The sequence below is a fragment of the Actinomycetospora sp. NBRC 106378 genome (assembly GCF_030269685.1).
Taxonomy (GTDB): Bacteria; Actinomycetota; Actinomycetes; order Mycobacteriales; family Pseudonocardiaceae; genus Actinomycetospora.
This window is the reverse complement of record NZ_BSTT01000002.1, coordinates 228,974-253,432: the sequence shown is the minus strand read 5'-3', so window position 1 is coordinate 253,432 and position 24,459 is coordinate 228,974. Positions and strand designations below refer to the sequence as shown.

Sequence of the window (24,459 nt, the reverse complement as noted above, 5' to 3'; positions counted from 1 at the left end):
CTAGCCGCGCCACGCGCCCCGGGATTCGCCATGATGAGGTCGTGCCACCGCGCCACCTGACGTCGCTGCCGATCCCGCAACGCCTGCGCTCGGCGATGGCGGAGACGGACTACGACCGTGCCGGCCTGCTCGAGGGCCTCACCGGGAACGAGCGCCGGATCCGGGTCGAGGTCCTCTCGGCCCTCGCCGGCGACGGCGTCGGGATCGAGACGATGCGCGAGGCCATCGAGCGCGGCCGGCTCGGCCTGCTCCTCATCGAGCGCACGCTCGCTCCCGACGACGGCTGGTCGATGTCGGGGATCTGCGCGCACACGGGGCAGGACCCGGAGGTCGTGTCCAAGTGGTTCCGCGCGCTGGGCCGGCCGGTGTCGAGCGACCCCGACGAGGAGATGTACACCGACGAGGACGCCGAGATCGCCGAGCGCATCGAGCGCTACCGGGCGCTGGGCTTCAGCGACGACGAGATGATGCCGGTCGTCCGCGCGATCGGCCGCGGGGTGCTGAACATGGCCGACGCGCTGGGCGGGCTGCTCGGCGAGGCGCTGCTGGCGGCGGGCGAGCCCGAGCCGGAGATGGCGCTGCGCTACGCGATCGAGGCGCGCCGCATCGCCGAGCAGGACATGCTGCACCTGACCCACCTCGTCTCGGTGGCGCTGGCCGATCGCATCCGCTCGCACGCCCTCGCGATCGAGGAGTCGACGGCGGGGCGGCTGCAGGGGGCCCAGGAGGTGTCGGTGTGCTTCGCCGACCTCGTCGGCTTCACCGACCTCGGCGAGAACGTCTCGGCCGCCGAGCTCTCCGAGGTGGCCGAGCAGCTCTCGGCCTGCGCCACCGACATCGCCACCCGGCCGGTCCGGCTCGCGAAGACGATCGGCGACGCCGTGATGCTGGTGTCCTCCGACACCACGGCGCTGGTCCGGGCCGCCGTCGAACTGGCGCGGCGCTGGTCGGACTCCGACGACGGCCGCCCGGACGTGCGGGTGGGGGTCGCGAACGGGATCGGTGTGCCGCACGCCGGCGACTGGTACGGCCCGCCGGTCAACCTGGCGTCGCGGGTGACGACGACGGCGCGGCCCGGCCAGGTGGTGGTGACGGCGGCGGTGCACGACGCCGTGGTCGCCCGGACCGGCGAGTCGGGCCAGGGCGGGGAGTTCCGGTGGCGGGTGGCCGCACCCCGACGGTTCAAGGGCATCCGGGGGGCTCAGCGCCTCTACCGGGTCACCGCAGCGTCCTGACCTGCGGCGAGGAGTGCCGGGGCCGGCGGCGGTCCGCTCCCCAGCGACCGCCGCCGACCCGGGCAGTCGGCGTTCCCCGAACACCGACACCAACCGTCCGTCGGTGAGGAAAGAGTGAGGCACGGACCACGCGTTCGTCCAGCCTCAACCCTCGATCACCACATGAGTTCACCCGGTGGAGTGCTACTTCGAGGGCTTGCGGACGTGGTCCCCGGCCCGGAGGCGGAGCAGGTTCACGGAGACGCCCATCGTGAGGATCACCCCGAGGATGAAGAGCACGAAGCCGAGGGCCGTCGACGCGCCGGTGAGCACCAGCGCCAGGCCGCCGAGCAGGAGCACGGCGGCGACGCCCCAACCGCCGAGGAGCAGGCGCATCGGGGTCGTCCCGACACGTGCCGCGAGACGTTCCACCATGGCCGCCACCCTAGCGACGTCAGGCCGCGAGGCAGAGGTCGTCGAGCCAGGACACGACGGTCCGCGCCGCGAGCGCCCGCGCGGGCCCGAGCAGACCGCGGAGCTGCGCGGCGGCCCACAGGGTGCCGGCCCGGTCCAGGTGCCCCCGGCTGAGCTGCTCGGCGAGGGCGACGACCTGCGCGCGGTGGTCCGCGCCGAGGTCGTCCAGCGACTCCACGTTGGCGAGCACCGAGCGGGCGGCGACCCGCGCCTGCTCACTCCTTCGGTGCTGATCGTTCACGGGTCGGACGTTACTTAAAGTACAACCATGTCACTCTCTGCATGCGCGTGGAGCGGTCGATCCACGCGCCGGGCGGTCGCCGTCACGGCCCGGGACGACACGATCGGACGACGTGGCGGCCGGGCACGCTCCCACGGCCCTGGTACGACCTGGCCGTGACCGGTATCGAGGACGACGCCCTGCTCGCAGCCCGGACGGCGGTCGCCGACCACGCCCGGCGCCTCGTCGCGGACCGCCTCGTGGCGGGCACCGCGGGAAACGTCAGCGTGCGGGTCGGCGACCTCGTCGCCGTCACCGCCTCCGGCGTCGCCTACGACACGATGACCGCCGAGGACGTCGTGGTCGTCGACCTGGCCGGGACGCCCGTCGTCGGGACCCTGCGGCCGACGAGCGAGCTCCCGCTGCACCTGCTCTGCTACGCCCGCCACGGCGCGTCGGCGGTGGTGCACACGCATTCCGCGGCCGCCGTCGCGCTGTCCCTGCTCCGCGACGACGTGCCGCTGGTGCACTACCAGACCGCGATCTTCGGCGGCGCCGTGGCGGTGGCCGAGTACGCGCCCTACGGCTCCGAGGAGCTCGCCGCGAACACCTCGGCCGCGCTCACCGACCGCTCCGCCGCGGTGCTCCGCCACCACGGCACGGTCGTGCTCGGGTCGTCGCTGCGCGCCGCGTACGACGGAGCGGTGCACCTCGAGTGGCTCTGCGACGTGTGGCTGCGCGCGGCCGCCGTCGGGACCCCGCGGCTGCTGTCGACCGAGCAGGTCGCCGAGGCCGTCGAGCGGTTCCGGGGCTACGGGCAACGCTGAGGGAGGATCTCGGTCCGTGCCCGGTCGGTCGCATCGCGTGCTGTGACCGGATCGATTCCCGACGGCGGGTCACGCAAGACCCGTTGCGTGCGATGAGGGGACGTGACTGCGCACGGGCTCCGGGTCCCTTTCTGGCCGGGCATCGCCACGGCTCGCGAGATCGCCGCGGCCGGCGGTGACCGCAGCGTCGGCACCCAGCACGTCCTCCAGGCCCTCCTGCGCCACGGCGACACCGACGCGGCCACGATCCTGCGCACGGCCGGCGCGGACGAGGCGTCGGTGGTCGCGGCGCTCGCCGGCATCGCGGGGACCGGGTGCCGCACCGGCGCGGTCCCCACGGAGCGGATCCCGGTGTCGCCCCGCGTGCTGGCCCTGATCCGGACCGCCGGCCACCCGAGCGCCGCTCACGGGAAGGTCTCCGACCTGGAGGTCCTCCGCGCCCTGCTCCGCGACGACGAGCCCTCCCTCGCCCGGCTCGTCCTCTCCGCCCTCGGGGCCGAGCGCCACCTCCTGCACGCCCTGCCGACCGACCGGGTGGACGACGGCGGAGGGGACCTGGTCGGAGCCTGAACGACCGTCAGGCGAGCGCCGGCAGGAGGGCCACCGCGTTGTCGCGGACCACGGCGCGGTGCCGCTCGGGGCGCGTGGCGTAGAAGTCGGCGACGTTCGCGGTGTACCAGGCCGCGGTCTCGACCGGGACCGCCGGGAAGTCGGTGCCGAACAGGATGTGGTCGGCCGGGACGAAGGACTCGAGCACGGCCAGGTTCGTCTCGAAGCCGGAGAGCGCCGTCTCGTAGTAGAACGAGCGGAAGTCGTCGATCAGCTCGGTCTCCGACAGCGCGGTGCCCAGGTACCGGCTGAGCCCCGCGACCCGGGCGGCGAGGAACGGCGTGCTCCCGCCCGAGTGCGACAGCACGATCCTCGTGTTCGTCAGGGCGCGTTTCTTGCCGGTCGTGACGAGGTCGGCGGCGGCCTTGTAGGTCTCGTTGGGCACCTCGGTGACCGGCAGGGGCAGGAAGCGGTTCGGCCACCGGTTGCGGTTGGGGGTCTGGTCGCCGTGCACGAAGACGACGGCACCGCGGCGGTCGAGGTCCTCCCACACCGGGTCGAACACGTCACTGCCCAGGTAGTGCGCGTCGTCGCCCTCCCCGTAGGACGTCGTGAGCGTGACACCGACGGCGCCGAGCTCGTCGAGGCCGCGCGCGATCTCGTCGATCGCGGCCTGCGGGTCGAGGGGGACGGGGACGCTGGCGAAGAAGGCGAACCGCTCCGGGTGGCGCGCGACCGCGGCGTGGGCGGTGTCGTTGAGCAGGCGCACCGCCCGGCGGTGGTCGGCGTCGGCCTCGTTGCCGCCCTGGGGCACCGACAGGACCGCGCGCCGTACCCCGAGCCGGTCCATCGCCGCGATGCTCTTCTCCGGACTCCACGGGACGTTCTCGGCCGGCATCCGCCAGCCGGTCGAGCGCGCCACCGCGGCGAGGGCGGCCGTGACGTCGGACGCCGGGGCGTCCCCGAACTGCTGGAAGTAGTGGTGATGGAGATCGATGCGGTCCGTCGCGTCGCGGGTCGCCGGGGACGTCGCCGTGCTGTCGGTCATGCGGTGATCGTCGACGGTTCCCGTCCCCGCGCCCCGGAACGTGCCATTCAGTGGCACAGTGCGCTCCGTGTCGTCCCGGGGACGCAAGCCGCCGGTCGGCGAACCGCTGCTCGACCGTGCCGTCCGGCTGTTCGACGCGTTCGACGCGTCCGGACGGGGACTCCGGCTCGCCGAGCTGGCCCGTCGCTCGGGCCTCTCGCCCTCGACCGCGCTGCGCCTCGCACGGCGGCTCTCGGACCTGGGCCTGCTCGAGCGCGCCGACGACGGCACCTTCACCATCGGCCTGCGGATGCTGGAGTTCGCCGCCCGTGCCCCGCGGGGTCACGGCCTCCGGTCGATCGCCCTGCCCTACCTCGAGGAGTTGCACGGCGCGACCGGGCACCACGTCCTGCTCGGGGTGCGCGACGGCGACGAGGCGGTCCTGATCGAACTGCTGTCCCCGGTCGACGACCGGAGCCCGATCTACCCGGTCGGGAGCAGGCTCCCGCTGGCCGGGACCGGCGTCGGTCTCGCCCTCCTGGCGTTCGCGCCCGAGGACTTCCGGCACGGCTTCACCGCCCGCGAACACCGCATCGAGCCGGAGGGGGCGCTCGTGGACCGGGCCGCACTCGAGAGGCGCATCGCCCGTGTCCGCGCGGACCGGGTCGCGACCATCGCCCGCTCGGCCGGTCCCGGCTACGCGTCGGTCGCGGCGCCGGTCTTCGGTCGCACGCCGGACCCGGCTGCGGCCGTCTCGGTCGTCGGTCCCCCCGGCGAGCTCGATCCGGAGACCGTGCGCGCCGCGGTCGTCGCCATCGCCGGCGCGATCTCGCGCCGCCTCCGCGGGGGCCACGACGCCGCGTGATCACGACCCGGGGCGGACCGCCACCATGTTCATCGCGATCCCGGTCAGCACCGCGCGGTCGTCGTCGGTGAGGACCGCGATCCCGGTCCGCACGATCCCGCGGTCGGGCTTCGAGCGCGAGAGCCGCGACTCGAGCACCGTCGTCCGCAGCCGCACGGACTCGTCGGGGCGCAGCGGCGCGGGCCAGCGCAGTTCGTCGACGCCAGGGGAGGCGAGGCTCGCGACCGCCGAGATGTAGTGGGAGCAGTACATCCGCATCATCAGCCCGGCCGTCTGCCAGCCGCTGGCGATGAGGCCGCCGAACGGCCCGGTCGCGGCCCACGCGGGGTCGGTGTGGAGGCGCTGCGGGTCGTACTGCCGGCCGAACTCGACGATGTCGTCGGCGGCCAGCGCGAGCTTCCCGTACTCGTAGGTCTCGCCCACCACGTAGTCGTCGAACCAGCGGTCGTCGATCGGCGCGCGGAAGTCCGTCGCGCTGAGCACCTCGGTCACGGCGCCGATCATGGCACCGACCGCTGCTCGAGGCCGTCCGCGCCCGCCCGCCACACCACCAGCCGGCGCACCGTGATCGTCAGCGCCAGCGAGAAGGTCTCCCGCCAGTCCGCGAACGACTGCTCCCCCAGCATCTCCGCGTACTTCCGGGCGAACGCCTCCTCGCCGACCGGGGTCGCGTCGAGCTCCGCCCGCCCCTCGAGCAGGACGACGTCCGTGCCGTGCGCGGCCGTGTCGAGGTTCAGCGCGACGCGCGGGTCGCGGCGCAGGTGCGCGATCTTGGCGGTGTCGGGGCGGCTGAAGACCGTCAGCGCGGGGTCGGCCCAGCGGAACCACACGGGCACGGCGTGCGGGCGGCTCGTGGCCAGCCAGATCACCGGCTCGTCGTGCAGCCGCTCGTGGGCGTGGGCCAGCAGCGGGTCGTTCGGGTCGAGCAGCATCGTCGGGCCACCCCTCGTCGTCGCGAGCCCGCAGGATGCCCGGATCAGCCGCCGAGCGGACCCCCCTCGCCGAACGCGAGCGCGGCGAACCGCTCCCCCATCACCCGGTGCGTCGCGGGGTCGGGGTGCAGCGCGTCGGGCAGCGGCCGCTCCGCCTCGTCGGCCTCCCCGTGGAGCTGCCGACCGTCGAGGTAGGTGAGGTGCGGGTCGTCGGCGCGCTGCGCCACGATCGCGGCCAGCAGCTCCCGGATCACCCGCAGCGTGAGCCGTCCCGCCGGGACGTCGGCCGGGTCGCCGGTCGCGCCGAAGTGCAGCCGCCCGTCGACGACGAACATGCTCCCCGGCCCGGGGGTGTCCTCCTGGATGGGGCAGAAGATCGGCGACACCAGCAGCAGCGGCGTCGTCGGGTGCCCCTCGCGGATCGTGTCGAGGAAGCCGTGGACCGCCGGGATGAACGCGCGCCGGCGCATGACGTCGCCGTTCACCACGTTGATCCCGAGCTTCAGGCTGATCACGTCGGCCGGCAGGTCACGGATCGTCCGGGCGACGAACGGGTCGATCATCGCGCTGCCGCCGAACCCGAGGTTCGTCAGCTCCACCCCGGCCGCGCGGGCGGCGACGGCGGCCCAGATGCCGGTCGGTGACGCGGCGTTCGAGCCGTGGCTGATCGAGCTGCCGTGGTGCACCCAGCGCCGACCCCGTCCCGACGTCGGGTGCACGGGCCCGTCCGCGCGGAGCGCCACGAGGTCGGTCGTCTCGTGGGTCGGCAGCCAGATCTCGACGTCGTGCTCGCCGTCGGGCAGGGCGAAGCGAACTGTGCCGGGCGGGCCCGCCGTCGTGACCGTCTCGCCGGTCATCGGGTCCATCTCCACGACCGTCCCGCCGGTGGTGCTCGCCGCGGCGAGGACCTCGCCGTCGACGACGAGGTCGTAGACGCCCTCCGGGCGCGGCGGCAGGCCGCGGTAGGAGTGGACGGTGCGGTGGGTGTCGAGTTCGACCGTCGTCGCCCCGGTGCGGAACGCGAGCCGCACCCCCGACGGCTGCGACTCCGCCATCGCGAGCTGCGGCTCGACGTTCTGCGCGCGGGCCCAGGCGGGAAGCCGGTGCGGGCGCAGGCCGGCCGGGGTGGGTTCCAGCTCGAGGGCACCCCGGACGAGGTCGGGCGTGAGATCGACGGCGAACACGATCACGCACCGTACGACGTGGCCGGACCGGGCCGCGTGGGGATTCCGGCGGTCACCACTCCGGGGTGCCGACGCCGACGAGCTCGGTCAGCGACGTGACCTGCCGGTCCACCGGCAGGGTCGCGGCGGACACGCCGATCACCCGGCAGCCCGCGCTCGCCGCGGCCAGCACGCCCGCCGGGGAGTCGTCGAGCGCCACGCACTCCCCCGGCAGCAGGCCGAGCCGGCGCGCGGCGGCCTCGTAGAGGTCCGGCGCGGGCTTCGGGGCCAGGGGTGGCTCCAGCCCGACGACCGCGACGAACGCGTCGCCGAGGCCCAGCGCGACGAGCTGCTCGCCGACGAGGTCGGTCGGGCTGTTCGAGGCGACGGCCAGCGGGAGGTCGAGCGAGCGCACCAGCTCCGCCGCCCCCGGCATGAGCCGCACCTGGTCGATCCGCTCCCGGTAGGCGCCCAGGATCTCCTCGCGGGTGACCTCCCGCCCGGCCCGCGCGCTGAGCCGGGTCATCGCGGTCTCCGTGTCGAGCCCGTGCAGCGACCGCTCGTCCTCCTCGGTCCAGGTCGGGACCACGGCGACGGACGCCGCGCGCCAGACCGGGTAGGTGTCGGCGAGCAGCCCGTCGAAGTCGAACAGGACCCCCCTCACGGTGCGACCACGATCAGCGCGATGAGCGAGTGCCCGACGCCGAGCCCCGGCGCGGCGCCGTGCTCGAGGGCGCAGAGATCCGCCGCCAGCACCCGTCGTCGGGACGGGGACCGGCCGAGGGCCGCCTCCTGCTCGATCGCCCGGTCCAGCCGGGCGTTCCACAGCGCGGCGAACGCCGCGAAGAACGCCTCCACCTCCGCGGGCGCCGTTCCCGACGGCGGGCGCAGCGCCAGCTCCGTGAGGTCGAGCTCGACGTCGCCGTCGTAGAGGGCGTTGACCAGGCCGCGGTAGTCCGGCAGGCCCGGGTGGAAGGCGGCGGTCGAGGTGTGGCGGCCGACCGTGATCGCGCGGTCGTGGAACTCGAGCGCCGCGAGCGGGACGTCCGCCTCGAGCACCGCGGCGTCGATCGACCAGCGGGTGTGGGTGCTCATCGGCGCGGCGACCGGGTCGTCGCCCGCGCCCTGGAAGAACGACATGCGGTAGTCCCAGCGCTCGTCGGCCCAGTGCGCCGGCCACTCCGGCGACCAGCGGCCGAGGGTGTCGACGACGACGGCGGTGGGCCGGTCGCGCCGGGCGGCGTCGCGCAGGAGGCGGACGAGGGTGGTGCGGGATTCGTCGTGGTCGAGGTGCGACCAGGGGGCGCCGGCGGAGAGCCACAGGTCAGGGGCGAGGGCGAGGTCGTCGCGCACGTCGGCCTGCCGGAACCGCACGCCGGCGCGGCCCTCGTGGGTGGCGCCCGCCGTCGCGACCATCTCCGGGTCGGGGTCGATGCCGGTGTAGTCCAGCGGCCGGTCGGTGACCGCCTCCAGCAGGGCGAGCCCGTCGCCGGTGCCCGACCCGACGTCGACCACCCGCACCGGGTCGCCCTCGACGAACGCGAGGGCGCGGGCCAGGATGCGGTGATTGACCGGCTCCTCCCAGAACCGCTTCACGGGGTCCCGACGGTGCGGTGACAGGTAGTGGGCGGACGCTCCCGCGTAGGAGGTGGTCATGATCCACACGATGCCCCCGATCGACGCCGAACAGGATGTGACCGTGACCGACGACCCCCGCGACCCGTACACCTTCGCCGACTTCGTGTGGGTCGACGCCACCCCGCACCACGTGTACGACGTCGTCTCCGACGTCACCCGCCACGGCGAGTGGAGCGAGTTCACCCGGTCCTGCGAGTGGGAGGACGCCACGAGCGCCGTCGTCGGCGCCCACTTCACCGGCCACAACTCGCGCCCGGGCCGGGAGTGGTCGACCCGCAGCGAGGTCGTCGTCGCCACGCCGGGGCAGGAGTTCGCGTGGGAGGTCCGCGACGGTCTCGTCCACTGGGGCTTCACCATGGCGCCCGAGCGCGGCGGCACGCGCCTGACCCAGAACTGGGAGTTGCGCCCCGCCGGGCGCGAAGCCCTCCGGGAGACGTTCGGCGAGGACGGCGTCACGCTGCGGGTGAACGACGCGCACACGTCGATCCCGGTGACCCTGGAGCGGATCAAGAAGGTCATCGAGGGCTGACGGAGCCCCGGCCCGGCAGAGATCCCGTTCCGCCGCGCGATCCGTTCGCTGAGCGACCACTTCGCTCGGCGCGACCGGATCCTGCTCTTCACGGGGCCCCGCCGACGCCGAACTCGTTGCCGTCGGGGTCCCGGAAGACCACCTTGCGGACACCGTCGTCGTAGGTCTCGGTCGAGGCCGGCGGGACCCCGGCCGCCGTCAGGAACCCGTCGAGGTCGTCGAGGAAGACCGTGGCGTGGGAGTGCCCGGCCCGGTCCGCGGCACGTTCGACGTAGACGTACCGGTCCTCGGCGATCTCCCAGACCGCCTCGTCGTCCTTCGGGCGCATGACCGGCCCGGCGCCGAGCAGCGCGGAGTACCAGGCGATCGCGGCCTCGAGGTCGGAGACCCAGAAGCCGGCGAACAGGGCGGGCGGCATCCGCCCATCGTGCCCCGACCCGACGTCAGGGCTTCAGATCCTGCCCCTTGACCAGCCAGGCGAGGGCGAACGCGAACACCGCGACCGACTCCAGCCAGAGCAGGAAGCGGATCGCGTCGCGGGTGGCGTCGTCGAGCACGAACCCGCCGACGAGGGCGACGAGCAGCGCCACGACGATGATCACGCCGCACACCCGGAAGAGCACCTGACGACCCCGCGGCACCGTGTTGACCGCCGCGCCCGGGTCCCGCGGGAACAGGAACAGGCAGAAGACCGCCATCCCGACGAAGAAGACCGCGGCGGCGGTGAGGTGCAGGCCGCCGACCAGCCGCTGCAGCGTCGTGGGGTCCCTCGGGGTGGTCGGGCACAGCCCCACGACCGCGGCGCCGAGCCCCGCCACGACGCCGACGCGACGCTCCCACACGCCGTAGCGGTAGGTCACGAGGAACACGGCGAAGGCGATCTGGGCGCCGACGAAGATGTTGGCCGAGTACGTGTAGTAGTACGCGCTGATCGAGCTCTGCACGGAGTCCCAGAAGCTCGGGGCGACGTGCGTGCCGTTCGCGGCGTCGACGACGAGCGCCCAGGCCCAGGCGAACAGGACCACGAGCACCGGCAGGGCGAACCCGACCGTGCCCACGAGCCGTCGTTGCAGCAGGTGCGAGCGGATGAACCAGCGGTCCTCGAGCCAGTCCGACACCGCGAAACCCGCCACGGACGATCATCGTGCCAGGGCAGCCACCAGGTCGGGGTGGTGGGCCGCGGCGACGTCGGGATGCGCGCGCAGCCGTGCCTTGAGCATGTTCTCGCCGAAGGTGCCGGAGATGACGTTGTCGGGGTCGACGGTCACGCCCCGGGCCCGGTCGGCCAGCTCCGGCGGGAGTTCCACGCGGGGCACCGTCGAGTCGAGCGCGGGGTTGAAGAAGAACGGGATCGACAGGCGCGTCTCCCCCGGTGGCGGCGACACGACGCGATGCACCGTGGCCCGCAGGTAGCCGTCGGTGGCGAACTCCAGGAGCTCCCCGATGTTGACGACGAAGGCCCCGGGCACGGCGGGCGCGTCGATCCACTCCCCGTCGCGCTCGACCTGCAGGCCACCCCTGCCCGGCTCGATCATCAGCAGCGTGAGCACCCCGGGGTCCTGGTGGGCGCCGACGCCCTGGCCCCGCTCCTCGCGGCCCGGGTAGCGGACGAGCTTGATCAGCGTGGAGGGGCGGTCGCCGAACAGGCCGTCGAAGAGGTCGGCGGGGCCGCCGAGGGAGAGCGCCCACGCCTCCATGAGGCGCTGCGCGACGACGGTGCAGCGGCGTTCCCAGTCGGTGAACACCGTCCTCAGCTCGGGCTGGGCGGCCGGCCACAGGTTCGGGCCCTCGAGGCGCATGTAGTCGGGGGCGTCGCGGGCGCTCCAACGCGGGCGCTCCGCCCCGAGGTCGATCTGCTCGCGCCAGTCGACCTGCCCGCGGGTCAGCTCACCGCCCGTCCGCGTGTAGCCGCGGAAGTGCGGGCTGCGCAGCATCTCGACGGCACGCTTGTCCTCGTCGGGCAGATCGAAGAACCGCTGCGCCGCGGCGAAGGCGCCCGCCACGACGTCGTCGGGGATGCCGTGCCCGGCGAGGTAGCAGAACCCGATCTCGTGCGTCGCGTCGCGCAGGTCGGCCCGGAACCGCTCCGCCGCCGAACCGTCCCGGTCGAGCTGCGCCAGGTCGAGGATCGGGAGCGTGGCCATGGCCCGATCCCACCAAATCCTGCCGACCCGCGGGGCGGTCCGGGTGTGACCGGGCCCACCGTCAGGCCGTGGGCGCCGGGGCGGTCAGGACCGCCGTGATCGGCTCGAGCGAGGCGATCAGCTCGTCGAGCTCGGCCGGGGTGAGCGACTCGTAGGGCGCGGCGGCGGCCGCGTCGGTGAGGTCCTCGACGCGCTGCTTGGTCTCCCGCCCGGCGTCGGTGAACCGGCCCTCGGCGTCGACCAGCCCGCGCTCGCGCAGGCCCTCCATCACCGCCGCGAGGCGCCGCTGCGGCAGGTGGTGGACGCGCCCGAACGACTCGGCCGGGTGGATGCCCATGTCCAGGGCCGAGAGGATGTGCGCCTCGGTGCCGCCGATCCGGGCCCCGACCAGCGCGGCGACGTGGCCGTCCCCGCGGTGCTCCCGCAGGATCGTCGCCGCGTGCCACAACCGGGCCAGCGGCTCCTCCGGGACCGGGTGGGTCCGCATCCCGGCGTACATCACCCGCCCCGCGACCGGCGCCCCGAACGCGGCCTGCAGCGTCAGGTCGGCCGCGCGGGCCACGTGCGGCGCGTCGGCCTGCTCACCCAGGATGCGACGCAGCGACGCCACGCTCCCCCGCTGCTGGGCGGCGAAGGACTCCGCGGGCGACGCCGTCTCCCACGCGCTCGGGATGTGCCGGGCGACCTCGCCCGGCGCGAAGCTGTAGAACGCCGCGTCCACCACCTCGGCCGACACGCGGCCCAGGCCGGCGGCCCGGGCGGCGAAGTACCCGTCCCAGTAGGTGCGGTGGCCCAGGGCGGCGTACTCCTCGTTGGTCTCGTCCTCCAGGTACGTCACGAGGCAGATGGGTTCGAGGAGGTCGAACATCCGACGGGCGGTGCTGGTCATGGCGGGCCTCTCTCGGGGTGGGCGTCCTTCCGACCCGACGTCGAACGGGGGGCCGTCGTTTCGACGACCCCCGCCGACTTTCCCGAGAACGCCGCTCAGGCCACGATCAGGTACAGCCCGTAGAGGACGATCAGCACGGCCACCGTCAGGCAGATCGCCCCGACCGCGGTGCCGACCGCGGGCGAGAGCGCCGGCTCCGGGCCGTCGGCCCGCGGCGCCCGGGCGGCGAGCCCGACGATGCCGAACGAGACGAGCGCCGTCACGACGATCGCCGCGGCGAACGACACGAGCGCCACGAGTCCGAGGGAACCCCACGCGATGCTCATCTACTTCTCCCGTCGCTTCGCTCGCCCGGTCATGCCTGCGCCACCTCACGCTGCTCGTCCGGGGCCACCGGCGCCGGCACGTCGTTGACGTTGTCGGCGGTCACCGGCGTGCGGCGCGAGGCCGCGTAGATGCCGACCGCCACCGCGACCGCGACGACCCCGACGAGCACGGTCCCGACGACGCCCTGCGAGGCGGCGAAGGCCGCCACCGCACCGACGACGGCCGCCGCGGGGAGGGTCAGGATCCACGCGACCGCCATCTGTCCCGCGACGCCCCACTGCACGCCGGCGATCCGGCGGCCGGCGCCGGCCCCGAAGATCGCGCCGGTGGCCACCTGGGTCGTCGACAGCGCGAAGCCGAGGTGCGCGGAGGCGAGGATGACCGCCGTCGTCGAGGTCTCGGCGGCGAAGCCCTGCGGGGTCTGGATGTCCGAGACCCGCTTGCCGAGGGTCCGGATGATGCGCCAGCCGCCGAGGTAGGTGCCCAGGCCGATCGCGAGACCGGCCGCGAGGATCACCCAGATCGGGGGCCCGGAGTTCGGCGCCAGGACGCCGGCGGCGATGAGGGTCAGCGTGATGACGCCCATCGTCTTCTGGGCGTCGCTCGTGCCGTGCGCCAGCGCGACCAGCGAGGCGGAGACGATCTGACCGCCCTTGAAGCCCTTCTTCACCGTCTCGTCGTCGGAGCGCTGGGTGCTGCGGTAGGCGATGACCGTGCCGACCAGGGCGATCACCCCGGCGAGGACCGGGGAGATCACGGCCGGGAGGATGATCTTCGAGAGCAGCGTCGGGAAGTGCACCGCGCCCGCGCCCGCCGCCACCAGCACGGCGCCGATGAGGCCACCGAACAGGGCGTGCGACGAGCTCGACGGCAGGCCGAGCAGCCAGGTCAGCAGGTTCCAGAGGATGGCACCGACGAGGCCGGCGAAGATGATGTACGGGTTGATCTTCGTCTCGTCGACCAGCCCGCTGGAGATCGTCTTGGCGACCTCCACCGACAGGAACGCGCCGACGATGTTGAGGACACCGGCGATCAGCACCGCGACCTTGGGCTTGAGCGCCCCGGTCGCGATCGAGGTCGCCATGGCGTTGGCGGTGTCGTGGAAGCCGTTGGTGAAGTCGAAGGCCAAGGCCGTCACGATGACGACGATGACGATCAGTGAGATGTCCATGCCCTGGCGGGTCCCTCCGGGCGGCGAACGGGCGCGATCACCACGCACGGTAGGTACGCGCGACCACCACCCGACGCCCACGCCGGGGAACAACCGCTGAACAGCGCCTCCAGGGCTGGTAAAGCCCGCCCGAAGAGTCCGGTCCGTCCGGTTCTCGAGGTGCGGTCGTCAGCGCCCGGGGCCGGCCGAACGACCCGGGGCGGCGGGCTGGTGGCCCTGCGGCTGGCCCGGTCCCGACGACGGCGCGACCTTCTCCTTCGCGACGTTCACCGCCGCGTGCACGGCCTCGCCCGCCTTCGCCTGGGCGACGCCGGCGGCCGCCTGCACCTGCGGGTTGTCCGCCACCCGGCGGTACGCACGCGAGAGCTGCTCGTAGCGCTCCCGTCCCGCGCGGGCTCCCAGTACGTAGCCCACGCCCACACCCAGCGCGAACGGCAGCAACTTCATGTCCGGATCCTCCCGACGACGGCGTTGACCCATCCTGCCTGACGGCCGCGGAGAGGGGTCGGGTACGGTCTACGACGAGCGGATCGGACACCGGACCGGCCCGCTTGCACGGTCCTCCTTAGCTCAATTGGCAGAGCATGCGACTGTTAATCGCAGGGTTACTGGTTCGAGTCCAGTAGGAGGAGCACTCCCCCAGGTCAGGGCCTTCACGGCCCGACCACCGCACGATCGGGCTTGCTCTCACGCACCCGAAACCCCCTCCGTCGGTGTCTTGGCGTCGCGCCGATGAGAGCGGGGCAGCGGCACCGATCCGGTGACGCCCCATGGCCCGATCCTGACGCCATCTGTCTCGCCGGCACCTCGTCCAGGGACTGCCGCGCTCCGAGACTGTGCGGCGTGACAGCCCCACCCACGCGATCGTGCCCCACCATCACCCGAGGCCCCCGACGATGACCACGCAGAAGCCCGGACAGCGCACCATCGGGGACATCACCCCGAAGCTCGCCGATCTCACCGACGAGGTGCTCTACGCAGACGTCTGGGAGCGTCCGGCTCTGAGCAAACGCGATCGGAGCCTGATCACCGTCGCAGCTCTCCTCGCGCTCTACCGCGATGCCGAACTCGACCTCCACCTCGGACTGGCGCTCGACAACGGCGTCACCGCCGACGAACTCGCGGAACTCGCCACCCATCTGGCGTTCTACGCCGGCTGGCCGTGCTCGGTGAAGGCTGCGCACCGTCTCCGCGACATCCTCCGCGACCGACTCGATCCTCCTGCCGGGACATCCTCGGCGGACTCCTCCACCCCGCAGCCGTGACCTGCCACCGACCTGACACGGAGCCACACCCTCGACCCCGCTGACGGGCTCACGGAGGCTCCCTACGCGCGTGCGGCCAGGGTCCGGACGCCCGGACCCTCCAGCTCCTCCGCGATCCCACGGCGGCCGGCGATCGCCAGGAGGAGGGCCTCTCCGGTCCCCCGGACCTCGTCGCCCCGGCCGTGGCTCCAGTCGAGGTCGGTGGCGACCAGGCGCAGGCCCTTCACGCGCTTCGCCCCCTCGATCGTGGGGGCGATGCGCGCGGTGTCGAGGGCCGCGGCGAGCCGCTCGTCCGGGATGCTGCGCGGCAGTCCGAGGGGCCGGCGGATGTCCTGCTGGTGGATCATCCCGTCGGTCAGCGCGATGCGGCCGCCCAGCATCGAGGTCAGGCCCGTCGGTCGGAGGTGGCTCCGGGCCAGGTCCGTGAGCTCCCGCGGGTCCTTCGCGGCGTGGTCGGCGACGCCCGCGGCGTTGGCCCGGTCGACGTTGAAGCCGGTTCGCGCCATCCGCGCGGCCAGGCCGAGCCAGCCCAGGTCCTCGTAGCTGTACACGTGGGCGACGACCTCACGGACCCGCCAGCCGACGCAGAGGGTCGGGGCGTCCCACTGCTCCGGCGTCAGTCCCGCGAGCAACTCCGCGAAGTCGGTCCGCTCGTCGCGCGCGAGCGCCATCGTGTCCATTCGTCCCCCACGGGTGTCGGTGACGGTCGACCCTAGGTCAGCCGAGCTTCTCGGCGATCCCCTCGGCGAGCGTCAGCACCTCGTCGGTGTCGGTCCCGGGGTCGGGGCGCACGTGCACCTCGATGCCCTCCGGGGTGCGGCGCTGCACGAACCAGGCGCCGCCGCTGGGGAGGTCGTGGTGCTGTCGGGTGGTGATCACCGCGGTGACCCGGCGGTGCACGGTCTCGGGCACCCGCCCCGGGTCGGGCAGCGGCAGCCGGACCGGGGCGGCGTCGCGGAGCACGACCACCGAACCGTGTCGCGCCGACTCGGTCGCCTCGACCACGGTCAGGGCCCCGTTCGCCCACGTCGCCTTCGACACGAGGTGCCACGGCGCCCGGCGGTCGCCGAACCAGAGGCCGCGGTCGGTCGCGAGCACGACGTCGCCCGCCCGCGTCCGCGCGTCGGCCAGCACCCGTTCCTCGGGCTCCAGCGTGCCGGTGAACCCCTCGGGCGTGATCTCGCGACCGAGCAGGACCGAGGCGAGACGGTCGGTGAACCTCACGCGTCCCTCCCGAGGTGCACACCAGGCAGGCTCGCAGCGCCAGAAAGCTGCCTCACGTCACTCTCGCGGCGAGGACCACGACTCACGCCGACCACTGCCCGCCGATCGCCTGGTCGCGCAGGGCCTTCTTGTACTGCTCGAGGGCGACGAGGTCGCCGAACAGCTCGTGGTACTCGTCGGCGTCGGTCACCGGCGAGATGCGCTGCAGCCGGGACTTGATCTCCGCGACCTGGCGCTCCACCAGCGCGCCCTGCAGGGCGGTGAGCATCGAGGAGACGTACCGGTGGTCGTCGGCCTCCCGGGACTGCATCGGCTCGACGGCGAGCTCGGCCACCAGCCGGCCGTACGACGGCGGGGTGATCGCCTCGGTGACCGCGGCGACCCACGAGGCCCCCGAGTAGCCGGTCGAGGTCCCGCCGGCGGCGAGGATCGCCCGGTGTACCGCGAGGTAGCCCTCGTGGGAGAACGCGTCGTCGGGCAGCGTGTCGTACACCGGGCCGGCGAGGGCCGGCACCTGCAGCGCCGACTTCAGCACCTCGCGCTGCACGCGCAGGCGCGGGTCGTCGCGCGGGGGCAGCGCCGGGCCGTCGGGAGCGGCCTGCTCGACCGGCCGCACCCGCCGTCGGGAAGAGCCCTGGCGCTGGTCCACGGGCTGGCCCGCGGTCTCGCGCACGCGGCGGACCACCTGCGCCTCGTCGGCCCACCCGGTCCAGCCCGCGAGCCGGCGGGCGTAGCCGTCGCGCAGCTCGACCTGGCGGATCTGGGCGACCAGCGGGACGCAGCGCTTCAGCGCGGCGGTCTGGCCCTCGACGGTGCCGAGGTCGTACTCGTCGAGGATCGAGCGGATCGCGAAGGTGAACAGCGGCGAGCGGCGGGCCACGAGGTCGCGCACCGCGGTGTCGCCCTTGGCCTGGCGCAGCTCGCAGGGGTCCATGCCGTCGGGGGCGGTGGCGATGAAGGTCTGCGCGGAGAACTGCTGGTCGCCGTCGAAGGCCTTCAGCGCGGCGGCCTGCCCGGCGGCGTCGCCGTCGAAGACGTAGATGACCTCGCCGCGGTCGAACGAGTCGTCGAGCAACAGCCGGCGCAGCACCGCGACGTGGTCCTCGCCGAACGCCGTCCCGCAGCTCGCGACCGCGGTCGGCACGCCGGCGAGGTGCATGGCCATGACGTCGGTGTAGCCCTCGACGATCACGGCCTGGCGGGACTTCGCGATGTCGCGCTTGGCCTTGTCGAGCCCGAAGAGCACCTTCGACTTGTGGTAGATCGACGTCTCGGGGGTGTTGAGGTACTTGGCCTCGATGCGGTCGTCGTCGAACAGCCGCCGCGCCCCGAACCCGACGACGTCGCCGCCCAGGTCGCGGATCGGCCAGAGCAGGCGACGCTGGAACCGGTCGCGGTGGCCCCGCTGGCCGGGCACCGAGAGCCCGGCCTTCTCGAGCTCGTCGAGCGTGTACCCGAGGCCTACCAGGTGCTTGGTCAGCTTCTCCCAGCCGCCGGGCGCGAACCCGCACCCGAACTGCTCGGCCGCCGCCTGGTCGAACCCGCGCTCGGCGAGGAACTCCCGGGCGCGCTGCGCCTCCCCCGGCGCGCGCAGCTCCCCGGCGTAGAACTCGGCCGCGGCCTTGTTGGCGGCCAGCAGCCGGGAGCGCGTCCCGCGGTCGCGCTGGACGCTGGACCCGCCGCCCTCGTAGGTGAGCCGGAACCCGACCCGGTCGGCCAACTTCTCGACCGCCTCGACGAACCCGAGCTGGTCGATCTGCATGAGGAAGTCGATGGCGCTGCCGTGCGCCCCGCACCCGAAGCAGTGGTACGTGTTGTGGCTGGTCCGCACCTGGAACGACGGCGACTTCTCGTCGTGGAAGGGGCAGAGCCCCTTCATCGAGCCCGGCCCCGCGGGTCGCAGGGCCACGTAGTCGCCGACCAGCTCGTCGATGCGGTTGCGGTCGCGCACCTCCGCGATGTCGGAGTCCCGGATGCGTCCCGCCACGGAGGCGAGTTTACGACGACGGGCGCTGCGGCCGGGGCCGCATCCGGCCGGGCCCGTCGACGACGGCCGTGACCGCCGCGAGCGTGGCGGCCGGCTGCTCCATGTGCGGCAGGTGACCCGCGCCCTCGACGACGGTGAACGGGGCCCCGAGCGCCGCGGCGTAGGCCCGGCCGTAGTCGAGGTCGACGATCCGGTCGGCCTCGCCCCAGACGACGGCGGTCGGGACCGGGATCCCACCGAGCCGCCCGAGCAGCGTCGGGTCGTGCATGTAGGGCTCGCCCGCGTAGTCGGCGAACACCGCTGCGTTGGCCGCCATCACGGCCTGGCGCTCGGGCGGGAGGGTGGTGGGGTCGATGCGGAAGCGGTCCGGGTCGGCGTAGGAGAACTCGGCGATCTGATCGATCGGCAGGCCGAGGATCGGGCGGACCGGGTGGTCGGGCACCTCGATCCCCACCGCGTTGACGAACACCACCGACCCGACGCGTCCGTCGGTGTCCTGCAACGCCATCTCGGCGGCGACCCAACCGCCCATCGAGCTGCCCACCAGGGCGACGTCGTGCAGGTCGCGCTCCGCGAGCACCGTCAGGAAGCGGGCGGCGACGTCGGCGACGGTCCGGCAGCCCTCGGGCCGCGGAGTGCCGTCGAAGCCCGGGACGGTCGGGGCGAGGACGTGGTGGTCGGCGCCGAGCTGCGCCGCGAGCCCGGCGACCGAGAACGGCCCTCCGCCACCGTGCAGGACCATCACCGGGCGGCCGCTCCCCTGCTCGGCGACCGCCGGCGCGTACTCCGTCGAGGGCACCGTGGCGTACCGCGCCATCACCGGGGTCACGTTCTCCGGGGACATCGGCCGGCCGCTCTCGATCATCGCCCGCAGGTCGCGGAAGTACTGCACGTAGAGGTCGGGCGTGAAGGTGTTGAGCAGGACCGCGGGCTCGTCGCCCGGGTTCTCGAAGGTGTGCGGCGCCCCGGGCGGAACCATGACCAGCGTGCCCGCGGGGGCGTCGTGCGTCGTCGTCCCGACCGTGAAGCGGGCCGTCCCGCGCACGACGTAGAAGCCCTCGTCGTGCTGGGCGTGCCGGTGCTGCTGCGGGCCCTCGGTGTGCGGCGCGATGGTGATCTCGCTGATCCCGAGCCGGTGGTCGGTGGTGCTCCCGTCCTCGAGGATCCGCATGGTGACCGGGCCCAGCGGCGCGATCTCCCCCGCCTCCGGGCCGACGATCGACACCTCGGTCATGCTGACCTTCTCTCGTGAGAGTGAACTTTCACGACGGGACGGTAGTCGCTTCGGGAGGCTTCGTGCAAGTACGCTCTCACGATGGCGGTGCGAACTCGACAGAAGGAGCGGACCCGGCAGGCGATCGCCGCGGCGGCGCAGGAGCTCGTCGTCGGGAACGCGGAGGTGACCATGCCGGCGGTCGCCGCCCGGGCGGGCGTCTCGGAGGCGACGGCGTACCGCTACTACCCCGACCTCGTGACGCTCCTGCGCGAGACCGTGGGCGACACGTGGCCGGCACCGGCGGAGATGGTGCCGCTGGACGGGGTGGACGACCTGACCGAGCGCGTCGCGCGGGTCGCGACGGCCTTCGCCGAGCGGACCATCGGCCACGAGGCCACCGTGCGGGCCATCGTCGCCGCGTCGCTCACCGGCCGTGGGACGCGGGCGGCCCACCGCTTCGCCCTCATCGAGCACGCCCTGACGCCGCTGCCGGAGTCGCCGACGCGGGCGGCGCTGGCGACCCGGCTCGCCGTCGTGATCAGCGCCGAGTCGGTCTTCACGCTGCTGGACCTGTGCGGCCTGGACCCGGACGCGGCGACGGCGGCCCTGCGGGACACGGCCGTCGCCGTCGTCACCGGCCCGGCGTGATCAGGAGGCGAACGCGCCCATCCGCTCGACGATGACGCGGTCGATCTCTCCGTCGGCGACGGTGGACCCGTCGTGGTCGACCGCGGACACCGAGAAGGAGAGGCGACCCTTCTCGTCGGGGCCGGCGGTGAGCTTCGCGGACGCGGTGATCGTGCCGCCGACGCGGGTCGGACGACGGTGCTTGACCCGGACCGCCGTGCCGACGGTCGTCTGGCTGTCCGCGAGCTTCGGGCGGGCCGCTTCGAGCGTCGCGGCCTCGAGCCACGCGATGAGCCGGGGGGTGCCGAGCACGGGAACGTCGCCGCTCCCGAGGGCCAGTGCGGTGTCGTCCTGGGTCACCTCGTACGTCACCGGACCGACCCTACGGTGCGGTGCAGGTGAGCAGTAATCCGTGCTGGAGCACGGATTACTGCTCACCTGAGCGCAGCTCACATCGTCGGCGTCGTCCTCTGGCTCGTGATGTGGTCGTGGTTGCGCTTGATGTACTCGCCGGCCCGCACCGCGAGGGCACCGATCGTCGAGGTCGGGTTGACCGCTCCGCCGGTGGTGAGCGTGGAGCCGTCCACGACGAACAGGTTCGGCAGGTCCCACGTCTGGCACCACTTGTTGAGCGTCGAGTCCTGCGGGTCGTTGCCCATCCGGCAGGTGCCCATGAGGTGCCAGGCCGGCGGCGGGTAGAGGACCCCGGTGTCGTTGGTCTCGACCGCTCCGACCGCCCGCGTGGCCTCGAAGATCTTCTCGATGCCGTACTTCGCGAGCGCGATGTCGTTCTCGTGCAGTTCGTAGTTCACGTGGGCGGCGGGGATGCCGTCGGAGTCGGTCACGTCCGGGTCGAGCGTGACGCGGTTGGTCTCCACCGGGAGGTCCTCGCCGAACATGAAGACCATGAGGTGGTTGGCGAAGTGGTTGGCGAAGAAGTCCCGGTGCTTCTCCCCCCACGGCGCCGTGTAGCCGGTGTGCGTGCCCATCGCCGCGTAGGACGGACCGAAGGAACGGGCCACCTGCATGCCGAATCCGTTGACGAATCCGCGGTTGACGTCCGTGTGATAGAACTCGTGCGAGTACATGGGCGACCCGAAGGAGCCCTTGAATCCCTCGACGGGCTCGTCGAACCACGAGTCGCAGAACGAGAACACGTGGTGCATCAGGTGCTTGCCGACCATGCCGTTCGAGTTCGCCAGACCGTTCTCGTGGCCCTTCTGCGCACTCGCGAGCAGCATGCGCGGTGAGCCGATGCCGTTGGCCGCGAGCACCACGATCTTCGCGCGGATCTCGTGGCGGTTGCCGGTGTTGCGGTCGATGTAGACCGCGCCCGTGGCCCTGCCGCCGTCGGCGGTGATCGTCTCGACGCGGGCCATCGTCCGCAGGTCGACCCCGGCGCGGACGTTGTAGGGCCAGTGCGCGTGGGCCGGCGTCGACAGCGACCCGGTCGGGCTGCCGGAGAGCTCGTTGCCCATGCCCACGTCGGCCTCGCGGTTCTCGCGGGGGCGGGTGATCACGGCGTTGTCCGACGGCCACCAGTGCCAGCCGAGGTCGCGCGAGGCCTTCGCGTACTTCAGCCCGAGCTTGCCCGGCAGCACCATCGGGTCGCGCTGGGCGTTCTTGCGGTCGGGGTACGACGGGTCGCCGATGAGACCGGAGATGCCGTAGATCGCGTCGTTGCGGTCGTAGAACGGCGCGAGGTCCTCGTAGGAGATCGGCCAGTCGATCGTGCCCTCGAGGCCGTGCTCGGTGCCCTTGCGGAAGTCGACCGGCTTGTAGCGCGGCCAGTGCCCGGCGTAGTGCACGGTCGAGCCGCCGACGTTGTTCATCATGTACGGCGTCGTGGTCCCGGTGACCGGATAGTCCTCGGGCAGCTGGCGGACGTTCGGGTCGTAGGCCCACCCGCGCTGCTTCTCGATCTCCCACTCGTCGTGGTAGTGCGGGTGCTCCGGGGCCGTGACCCACGGGCCCTGCTCGAGGCAGACGATCTTCGCGCCCGTGTCCTTGAGCTCGTAGGCGACACCGGCCCCACCCGGACCGGCGCCGATGATCAGGACGTCGACTTCTTCGTAGCTGGCCATGGGTGCCTCACTGGATCCAGGTGACTTTGGAGAGGTCGACGCGCTCGACCTGGTCGGTCTCGAGGTAGGAGCCGTTGTCGTTCGCCTGCGCGAGCGTCGTCTCGTCCCACGGCTCGAGGGACTGGATGTAGCCGTAGGGCAGCGGCGGGCCGTGGTAGTCCTTGCCGGCCGGGACGTTCTTCCGGATCGCGATGACCACCTCGGGCCGCGAGTAGTACCCGTAGTAGACGAGGGCGCGGATCTGTTCGAAGAACGGGTCCTCCGCCTTCTCCAGGGCCTCGAACGCCGTGGCCCGCTCGCTCGGTCGGCATCGACGAACGCCTGGCCGAGCTCGTCCAGCGCGGCGACGAACGAGTCCTCGTCGGCCCACGGGAAGTGCTTGTTCTTGTAGCCGGTCGGCGTGATGTATCGGCCGCAGAACGCGACGATGTCGACGGCGCTCGCGTCCGGCCAGTCCGGGTGCGGCGGGATGATCGTGTCGGCCAGCGCCCTGATCACGGCCTGCCGGGGTTCGCTGAACTGCACGGGGCGCTCGAGCCCGCCGAGCCGGGGTCGGCCGGTCTCGAAGTAGCCGCCGCCCTTCCCGGGCTCCACGGTGGCCTCGGGCGCACCCCAGGGGGCCGGGGCCTCCCCGACCCGGTCGCCGTTCTCGGTGTGCACGGTCATTCCCATCTCCTCCTCGTCGAGGTGCGTCTAGCGCTGGTTGTGCGTGCGCTCGTCGACCACGCGGCGCGACTTGTGCTCCGCGCGCTCGAGGGTCCGGGCGTCGACGGACTCGAAGGTCACGCGGACGCCGAGGAAGGACTGCAGCCCGGAGCCGGTGATCGACTCGAACTCCGACCGCTGCCCGTCGGGCAGGGTGCACTCCGCGCGGACGATCATCTCGTCCATCGAGCCGGTGCGGCGGACGATGATCTGGTGCTCGCCGCCGTAGTGCTCGACGGTGCGCAGGTAGTTGTCGACCTCCGTCGGGTACACGTTCTCCCCGCGGATGTGGATCATGTCGTCGATCCGGCCGTACACGCCGTCGGGCAGCTTCGGATAGGTGCGTCCGCAGGGGTTGTCCTCCATGACCCAGCGGGTGAGGTCGTTGGAGGCGAGCCGGATCATCGGCTGCGAGGTGCGCTCGAGGTGGGTGTAGACCGGCGTGCCCTCGGAGCCGTAGGGCACGGAGCGGAACGTCTCCGGGTCGCAGACCTCGTGCCAGACGATGTCCTGCCAGAGGAGCATCCCGTCCGGCGTCCCCGCGGTGGCCGACGCCGACATGAACGGCGTCATCTCGGCCATCGTCCCGCAGTCGATCACCGTCGCCCCGAAGCTGTCCTCGATCGCCTTGCGCACCGAGGGCACCGACGCCCCGGGCTCGCCGGAGAAGAACATGACCTTGAGCCCGAACTCGCGGGGGTCGATCTTCTCCTTCTCGGCGACCTCGGCCAGGCGCAGCGCGTAGGACGGCGTCGCGTAGAAGGCCGCGGGCCGGATCCGGGCCAGCCAGTTCACCGCCCGCGCCGTCATCCCCTGGGCGCCCGCGCCGAAGGGAAGGACGGTGCAGCGCAGGCGCTCGGCCGCCGTCATCGCACCCCAGGAGCCGAGGTAGAGCGAGAACAGCGCGGCGACGAAGACCGTGTCGCCGGGCCGGACGCCCATCCCCCACAGGATCCGGGCCTGGTTGTCGGCGATGACCTCCCAGTCCCGCCGGCCGAGCGCGAAGGCCGTCGGGGCGCCCGTCGTGCCGGAGGTGCCGTGGATGTGGTGGATCTCCGACGGCTCGACGCAGGTGTAGTCGCCGAACGGCGGGTGGTTCGCCTGCGACTCCCGCATCTCCGCCTTGGTGACGACGGGGACCTGCTCGAAGGCTTCGAACGACGTGATGTCCGCGGGCTTGAGCCCGGCCGCGTCCCACTTCGTGCGGTAGAAGCCGGAGTTCGCGTAGGCGTACTCCATCACCTCGCGGAGCCGCACGAGCACGGCCGCGTCCCGTTCGGCCGGGTCCATCGTCTCCCGCACCGGGAACCAGTACGGCGAGTCGGGGGCGGGCAGGTAGTCCTGGTCGTAGCGGGTGGGGAACGCCCACTCCTCCATCCGTG

Annotated in this window: 30 protein-coding genes and 1 tRNA gene; 8 read left to right on the top strand and 23 right to left on the bottom strand. The window is 72.9% G+C overall.

Annotated elements, in window-relative coordinates; translation table 11 throughout:
* The first annotated feature begins 41 nt into the window (after window positions 1-41).
* Window positions 42-1,235, top strand: coding sequence for an adenylate/guanylate cyclase domain-containing protein (locus tag QSK00_RS05525; protein WP_285588414.1), 1,194 nt, complete (start codon window positions 42-44; stop codon window positions 1,233-1,235).
* Between the two features lie 183 nt (window positions 1,236-1,418).
* Here QSK00_RS05525 and QSK00_RS05520 read toward each other — a convergent pair whose 3' ends face one another.
* Entirely contained in the window at window positions 1,419-1,649 is a 231-nt protein-coding gene (locus QSK00_RS05520) for a hypothetical protein (RefSeq protein WP_285588412.1), read from the bottom strand.
* A 19-nt stretch (window positions 1,650-1,668) separates the two neighbouring features.
* Entirely contained in the window at window positions 1,669-1,929 is a 261-nt protein-coding gene (locus tag QSK00_RS05515) for a hypothetical protein (protein ID WP_285588410.1), read from the bottom strand.
* Between the two features lie 164 nt (window positions 1,930-2,093).
* On the opposite strand from QSK00_RS05515, the gene QSK00_RS05510 reads away from it, so the two are divergent.
* Window positions 2,094-2,735 carry a class II aldolase/adducin family protein gene (locus QSK00_RS05510; protein WP_502872019.1) on the top strand — a complete coding sequence of 214 codons (642 nt, stop codon included), beginning with the start codon at window positions 2,094-2,096 and terminating at the stop codon, window positions 2,733-2,735.
* 102 nt (window positions 2,736-2,837) lie between these two features.
* Window positions 2,838-3,305, top strand: a complete 468-nt coding sequence (locus tag QSK00_RS05505; RefSeq protein ID WP_285588407.1) for a Clp protease N-terminal domain-containing protein — start codon at window positions 2,838-2,840, stop codon at window positions 3,303-3,305.
* A gap of 7 nt (window positions 3,306-3,312) precedes the next feature.
* Here QSK00_RS05505 and QSK00_RS05500 read toward each other — a convergent pair whose 3' ends face one another.
* Complete coding sequence (locus QSK00_RS05500) at window positions 3,313-4,332, bottom strand: amidohydrolase family protein (protein WP_285588406.1); 1,020 nt, start codon at window positions 4,330-4,332, stop codon at window positions 3,313-3,315.
* A gap of 67 nt (window positions 4,333-4,399) precedes the next feature.
* On the opposite strand from QSK00_RS05500, the gene QSK00_RS05495 reads away from it, so the two are divergent.
* Window positions 4,400-5,176 (top strand): IclR family transcriptional regulator, encoded by a 777-nt coding sequence (locus QSK00_RS05495; protein WP_285588404.1) that lies wholly within the window; start codon window positions 4,400-4,402, stop codon window positions 5,174-5,176.
* Here the strand turns inward: QSK00_RS05495 and QSK00_RS05490 are convergent, their stop codons facing one another.
* The 5 genes from QSK00_RS05490 to QSK00_RS05470 are packed head-to-tail and all read right to left on the bottom strand — an operon-like array spanning window position 5,177 to window position 8,927.
* Window positions 5,177-5,668: a MaoC family dehydratase gene (locus QSK00_RS05490; protein WP_502872015.1), complete on the bottom strand. Its 492-nt coding sequence runs from the start codon at window positions 5,666-5,668 to the stop codon at window positions 5,177-5,179.
* Between the two features lie 8 nt (window positions 5,669-5,676).
* On the bottom strand, window positions 5,677-6,108 hold the full coding sequence (locus QSK00_RS05485; protein ID WP_285588400.1) for a pyridoxamine 5'-phosphate oxidase family protein: 432 nt from the start codon (window positions 6,106-6,108) through the stop codon (window positions 5,677-5,679).
* Between the two features lie 44 nt (window positions 6,109-6,152).
* Complete coding sequence (locus QSK00_RS05480) at window positions 6,153-7,292, bottom strand: GDSL-type esterase/lipase family protein (RefSeq protein WP_285588398.1); 1,140 nt, start codon at window positions 7,290-7,292, stop codon at window positions 6,153-6,155.
* Window positions 7,293-7,344: 52 nt separating this feature from the next.
* The gene (locus tag QSK00_RS05475; RefSeq protein WP_285588396.1) at window positions 7,345-7,935 is read right to left on the bottom strand and encodes an HAD family hydrolase; all 591 of its coding nucleotides are present in this window, start codon (window positions 7,933-7,935) and stop codon (window positions 7,345-7,347) included.
* Window positions 7,932-8,927, bottom strand: coding sequence for a class I SAM-dependent methyltransferase (locus QSK00_RS05470; protein WP_285588394.1), 996 nt, complete (start codon window positions 8,925-8,927; stop codon window positions 7,932-7,934). Before QSK00_RS05470 ends, QSK00_RS05475 begins: the two co-directional genes overlap by 4 nt.
* 43 nt (window positions 8,928-8,970) lie before the next feature.
* Here QSK00_RS05470 and QSK00_RS05465 point away from each other — a divergent pair, with 43 nt between their 5' ends.
* A complete protein-coding gene (locus QSK00_RS05465) occupies window positions 8,971-9,438 on the top strand; it encodes an SRPBCC family protein (protein WP_285588393.1) in 468 nt (155 codons plus the stop codon).
* Between the two features lie 88 nt (window positions 9,439-9,526).
* Here the strand turns inward: QSK00_RS05465 and QSK00_RS05460 are convergent, their stop codons facing one another.
* The 7 genes from QSK00_RS05460 to QSK00_RS05430 form a co-directional block, all read right to left on the bottom strand.
* Window positions 9,527-9,856 carry a VOC family protein gene (locus QSK00_RS05460; RefSeq protein WP_285588391.1) on the bottom strand — a complete coding sequence of 110 codons (330 nt, stop codon included), beginning with the start codon at window positions 9,854-9,856 and terminating at the stop codon, window positions 9,527-9,529.
* Between the two features lie 25 nt (window positions 9,857-9,881).
* Window positions 9,882-10,571, bottom strand: coding sequence for a DUF998 domain-containing protein (locus QSK00_RS05455; protein ID WP_285588389.1), 690 nt, complete (start codon window positions 10,569-10,571; stop codon window positions 9,882-9,884).
* A gap of 6 nt (window positions 10,572-10,577) precedes the next feature.
* Complete coding sequence (locus tag QSK00_RS05450; protein ID WP_285588384.1) at window positions 10,578-11,582, bottom strand: isopenicillin N synthase family dioxygenase; 1,005 nt, start codon at window positions 11,580-11,582, stop codon at window positions 10,578-10,580.
* Between the two features lie 61 nt (window positions 11,583-11,643).
* Window positions 11,644-12,471 carry an SCO6745 family protein gene (locus QSK00_RS05445; RefSeq protein ID WP_285588379.1) on the bottom strand — a complete coding sequence of 276 codons (828 nt, stop codon included), beginning with the start codon at window positions 12,469-12,471 and terminating at the stop codon, window positions 11,644-11,646.
* A 95-nt stretch (window positions 12,472-12,566) separates the two neighbouring features.
* On the bottom strand, window positions 12,567-12,797 hold the full coding sequence (locus QSK00_RS05440) for a hypothetical protein (RefSeq protein WP_285588378.1): 231 nt from the start codon (window positions 12,795-12,797) through the stop codon (window positions 12,567-12,569).
* Between the two features lie 29 nt (window positions 12,798-12,826).
* On the bottom strand, window positions 12,827-13,969 hold the full coding sequence (locus QSK00_RS05435; RefSeq protein ID WP_285588376.1) for an inorganic phosphate transporter: 1,143 nt from the start codon (window positions 13,967-13,969) through the stop codon (window positions 12,827-12,829).
* A 168-nt stretch (window positions 13,970-14,137) separates the two neighbouring features.
* Window positions 14,138-14,416 (bottom strand): hypothetical protein, encoded by a 279-nt coding sequence (locus tag QSK00_RS05430; RefSeq protein WP_285588375.1) that lies wholly within the window; start codon window positions 14,414-14,416, stop codon window positions 14,138-14,140.
* A gap of 112 nt (window positions 14,417-14,528) precedes the next feature.
* On the opposite strand from QSK00_RS05430, the gene QSK00_RS05425 reads away from it, so the two are divergent.
* Together QSK00_RS05425 and QSK00_RS05420 are read left to right on the top strand one after the other, a co-directional pair.
* A tRNA-Asn gene (locus tag QSK00_RS05425) sits at window positions 14,529-14,601 on the top strand.
* Window positions 14,602-14,865: 264 nt separating this feature from the next.
* Window positions 14,866-15,234 (top strand): carboxymuconolactone decarboxylase family protein, encoded by a 369-nt coding sequence (locus QSK00_RS05420; RefSeq protein ID WP_285588373.1) that lies wholly within the window; start codon window positions 14,866-14,868, stop codon window positions 15,232-15,234.
* Window positions 15,235-15,296: 62 nt separating this feature from the next.
* Here QSK00_RS05420 and QSK00_RS05415 read toward each other — a convergent pair whose 3' ends face one another.
* The 4 genes from QSK00_RS05415 to QSK00_RS05400 form a co-directional block, all read right to left on the bottom strand.
* The gene (locus QSK00_RS05415) at window positions 15,297-15,905 is read right to left on the bottom strand and encodes a maleylpyruvate isomerase family mycothiol-dependent enzyme (RefSeq protein ID WP_352231089.1); all 609 of its coding nucleotides are present in this window, start codon (window positions 15,903-15,905) and stop codon (window positions 15,297-15,299) included.
* Window positions 15,906-15,951: 46 nt separating this feature from the next.
* Window positions 15,952-16,458, bottom strand: a complete 507-nt coding sequence (locus tag QSK00_RS05410) for a hypothetical protein (protein WP_285588368.1) — start codon at window positions 16,456-16,458, stop codon at window positions 15,952-15,954.
* 82 nt (window positions 16,459-16,540) lie between these two features.
* On the bottom strand, window positions 16,541-18,445 hold the full coding sequence (dnaG, locus tag QSK00_RS05405; RefSeq protein WP_285588366.1) for a DNA primase: 1,905 nt from the start codon (window positions 18,443-18,445) through the stop codon (window positions 16,541-16,543).
* Between the two features lie 10 nt (window positions 18,446-18,455).
* Complete coding sequence (locus QSK00_RS05400) at window positions 18,456-19,679, bottom strand: alpha/beta fold hydrolase (protein ID WP_285588364.1); 1,224 nt, start codon at window positions 19,677-19,679, stop codon at window positions 18,456-18,458.
* A gap of 81 nt (window positions 19,680-19,760) precedes the next feature.
* Here QSK00_RS05400 and QSK00_RS05395 point away from each other — a divergent pair, with 81 nt between their 5' ends.
* The gene (locus tag QSK00_RS05395; RefSeq protein WP_285588362.1) at window positions 19,761-20,309 is read left to right on the top strand and encodes a TetR/AcrR family transcriptional regulator; all 549 of its coding nucleotides are present in this window, start codon (window positions 19,761-19,763) and stop codon (window positions 20,307-20,309) included.
* Here the strand turns inward: QSK00_RS05395 and QSK00_RS05390 are convergent, their stop codons facing one another.
* The 4 genes from QSK00_RS05390 to QSK00_RS05375 all read right to left on the bottom strand — a co-directional run bounded on the left by QSK00_RS05390 (window position 20,310) and on the right by QSK00_RS05375 (window position 24,454).
* Window positions 20,310-20,660 (bottom strand): thioesterase family protein, encoded by a 351-nt coding sequence (locus QSK00_RS05390; protein ID WP_285588359.1) that lies wholly within the window; start codon window positions 20,658-20,660, stop codon window positions 20,310-20,312. It abuts the gene before it with no gap.
* Window positions 20,661-20,737: 77 nt separating this feature from the next.
* Window positions 20,738-22,372, bottom strand: a complete 1,635-nt coding sequence (locus QSK00_RS05385; protein ID WP_285588355.1) for a GMC family oxidoreductase — start codon at window positions 22,370-22,372, stop codon at window positions 20,738-20,740.
* Window positions 22,373-22,379: 7 nt separating this feature from the next.
* Window positions 22,380-22,742 (bottom strand): hypothetical protein, encoded by a 363-nt coding sequence (locus QSK00_RS05380; RefSeq protein ID WP_285588354.1) that lies wholly within the window; start codon window positions 22,740-22,742, stop codon window positions 22,380-22,382.
* 323 nt (window positions 22,743-23,065) lie between these two features.
* Window positions 23,066-24,454 (bottom strand): phenylacetate--CoA ligase family protein, encoded by a 1,389-nt coding sequence (locus QSK00_RS05375; protein ID WP_285589504.1) that lies wholly within the window; start codon window positions 24,452-24,454, stop codon window positions 23,066-23,068.
* Window positions 24,455-24,459: the final 5 nt, after the last annotated feature.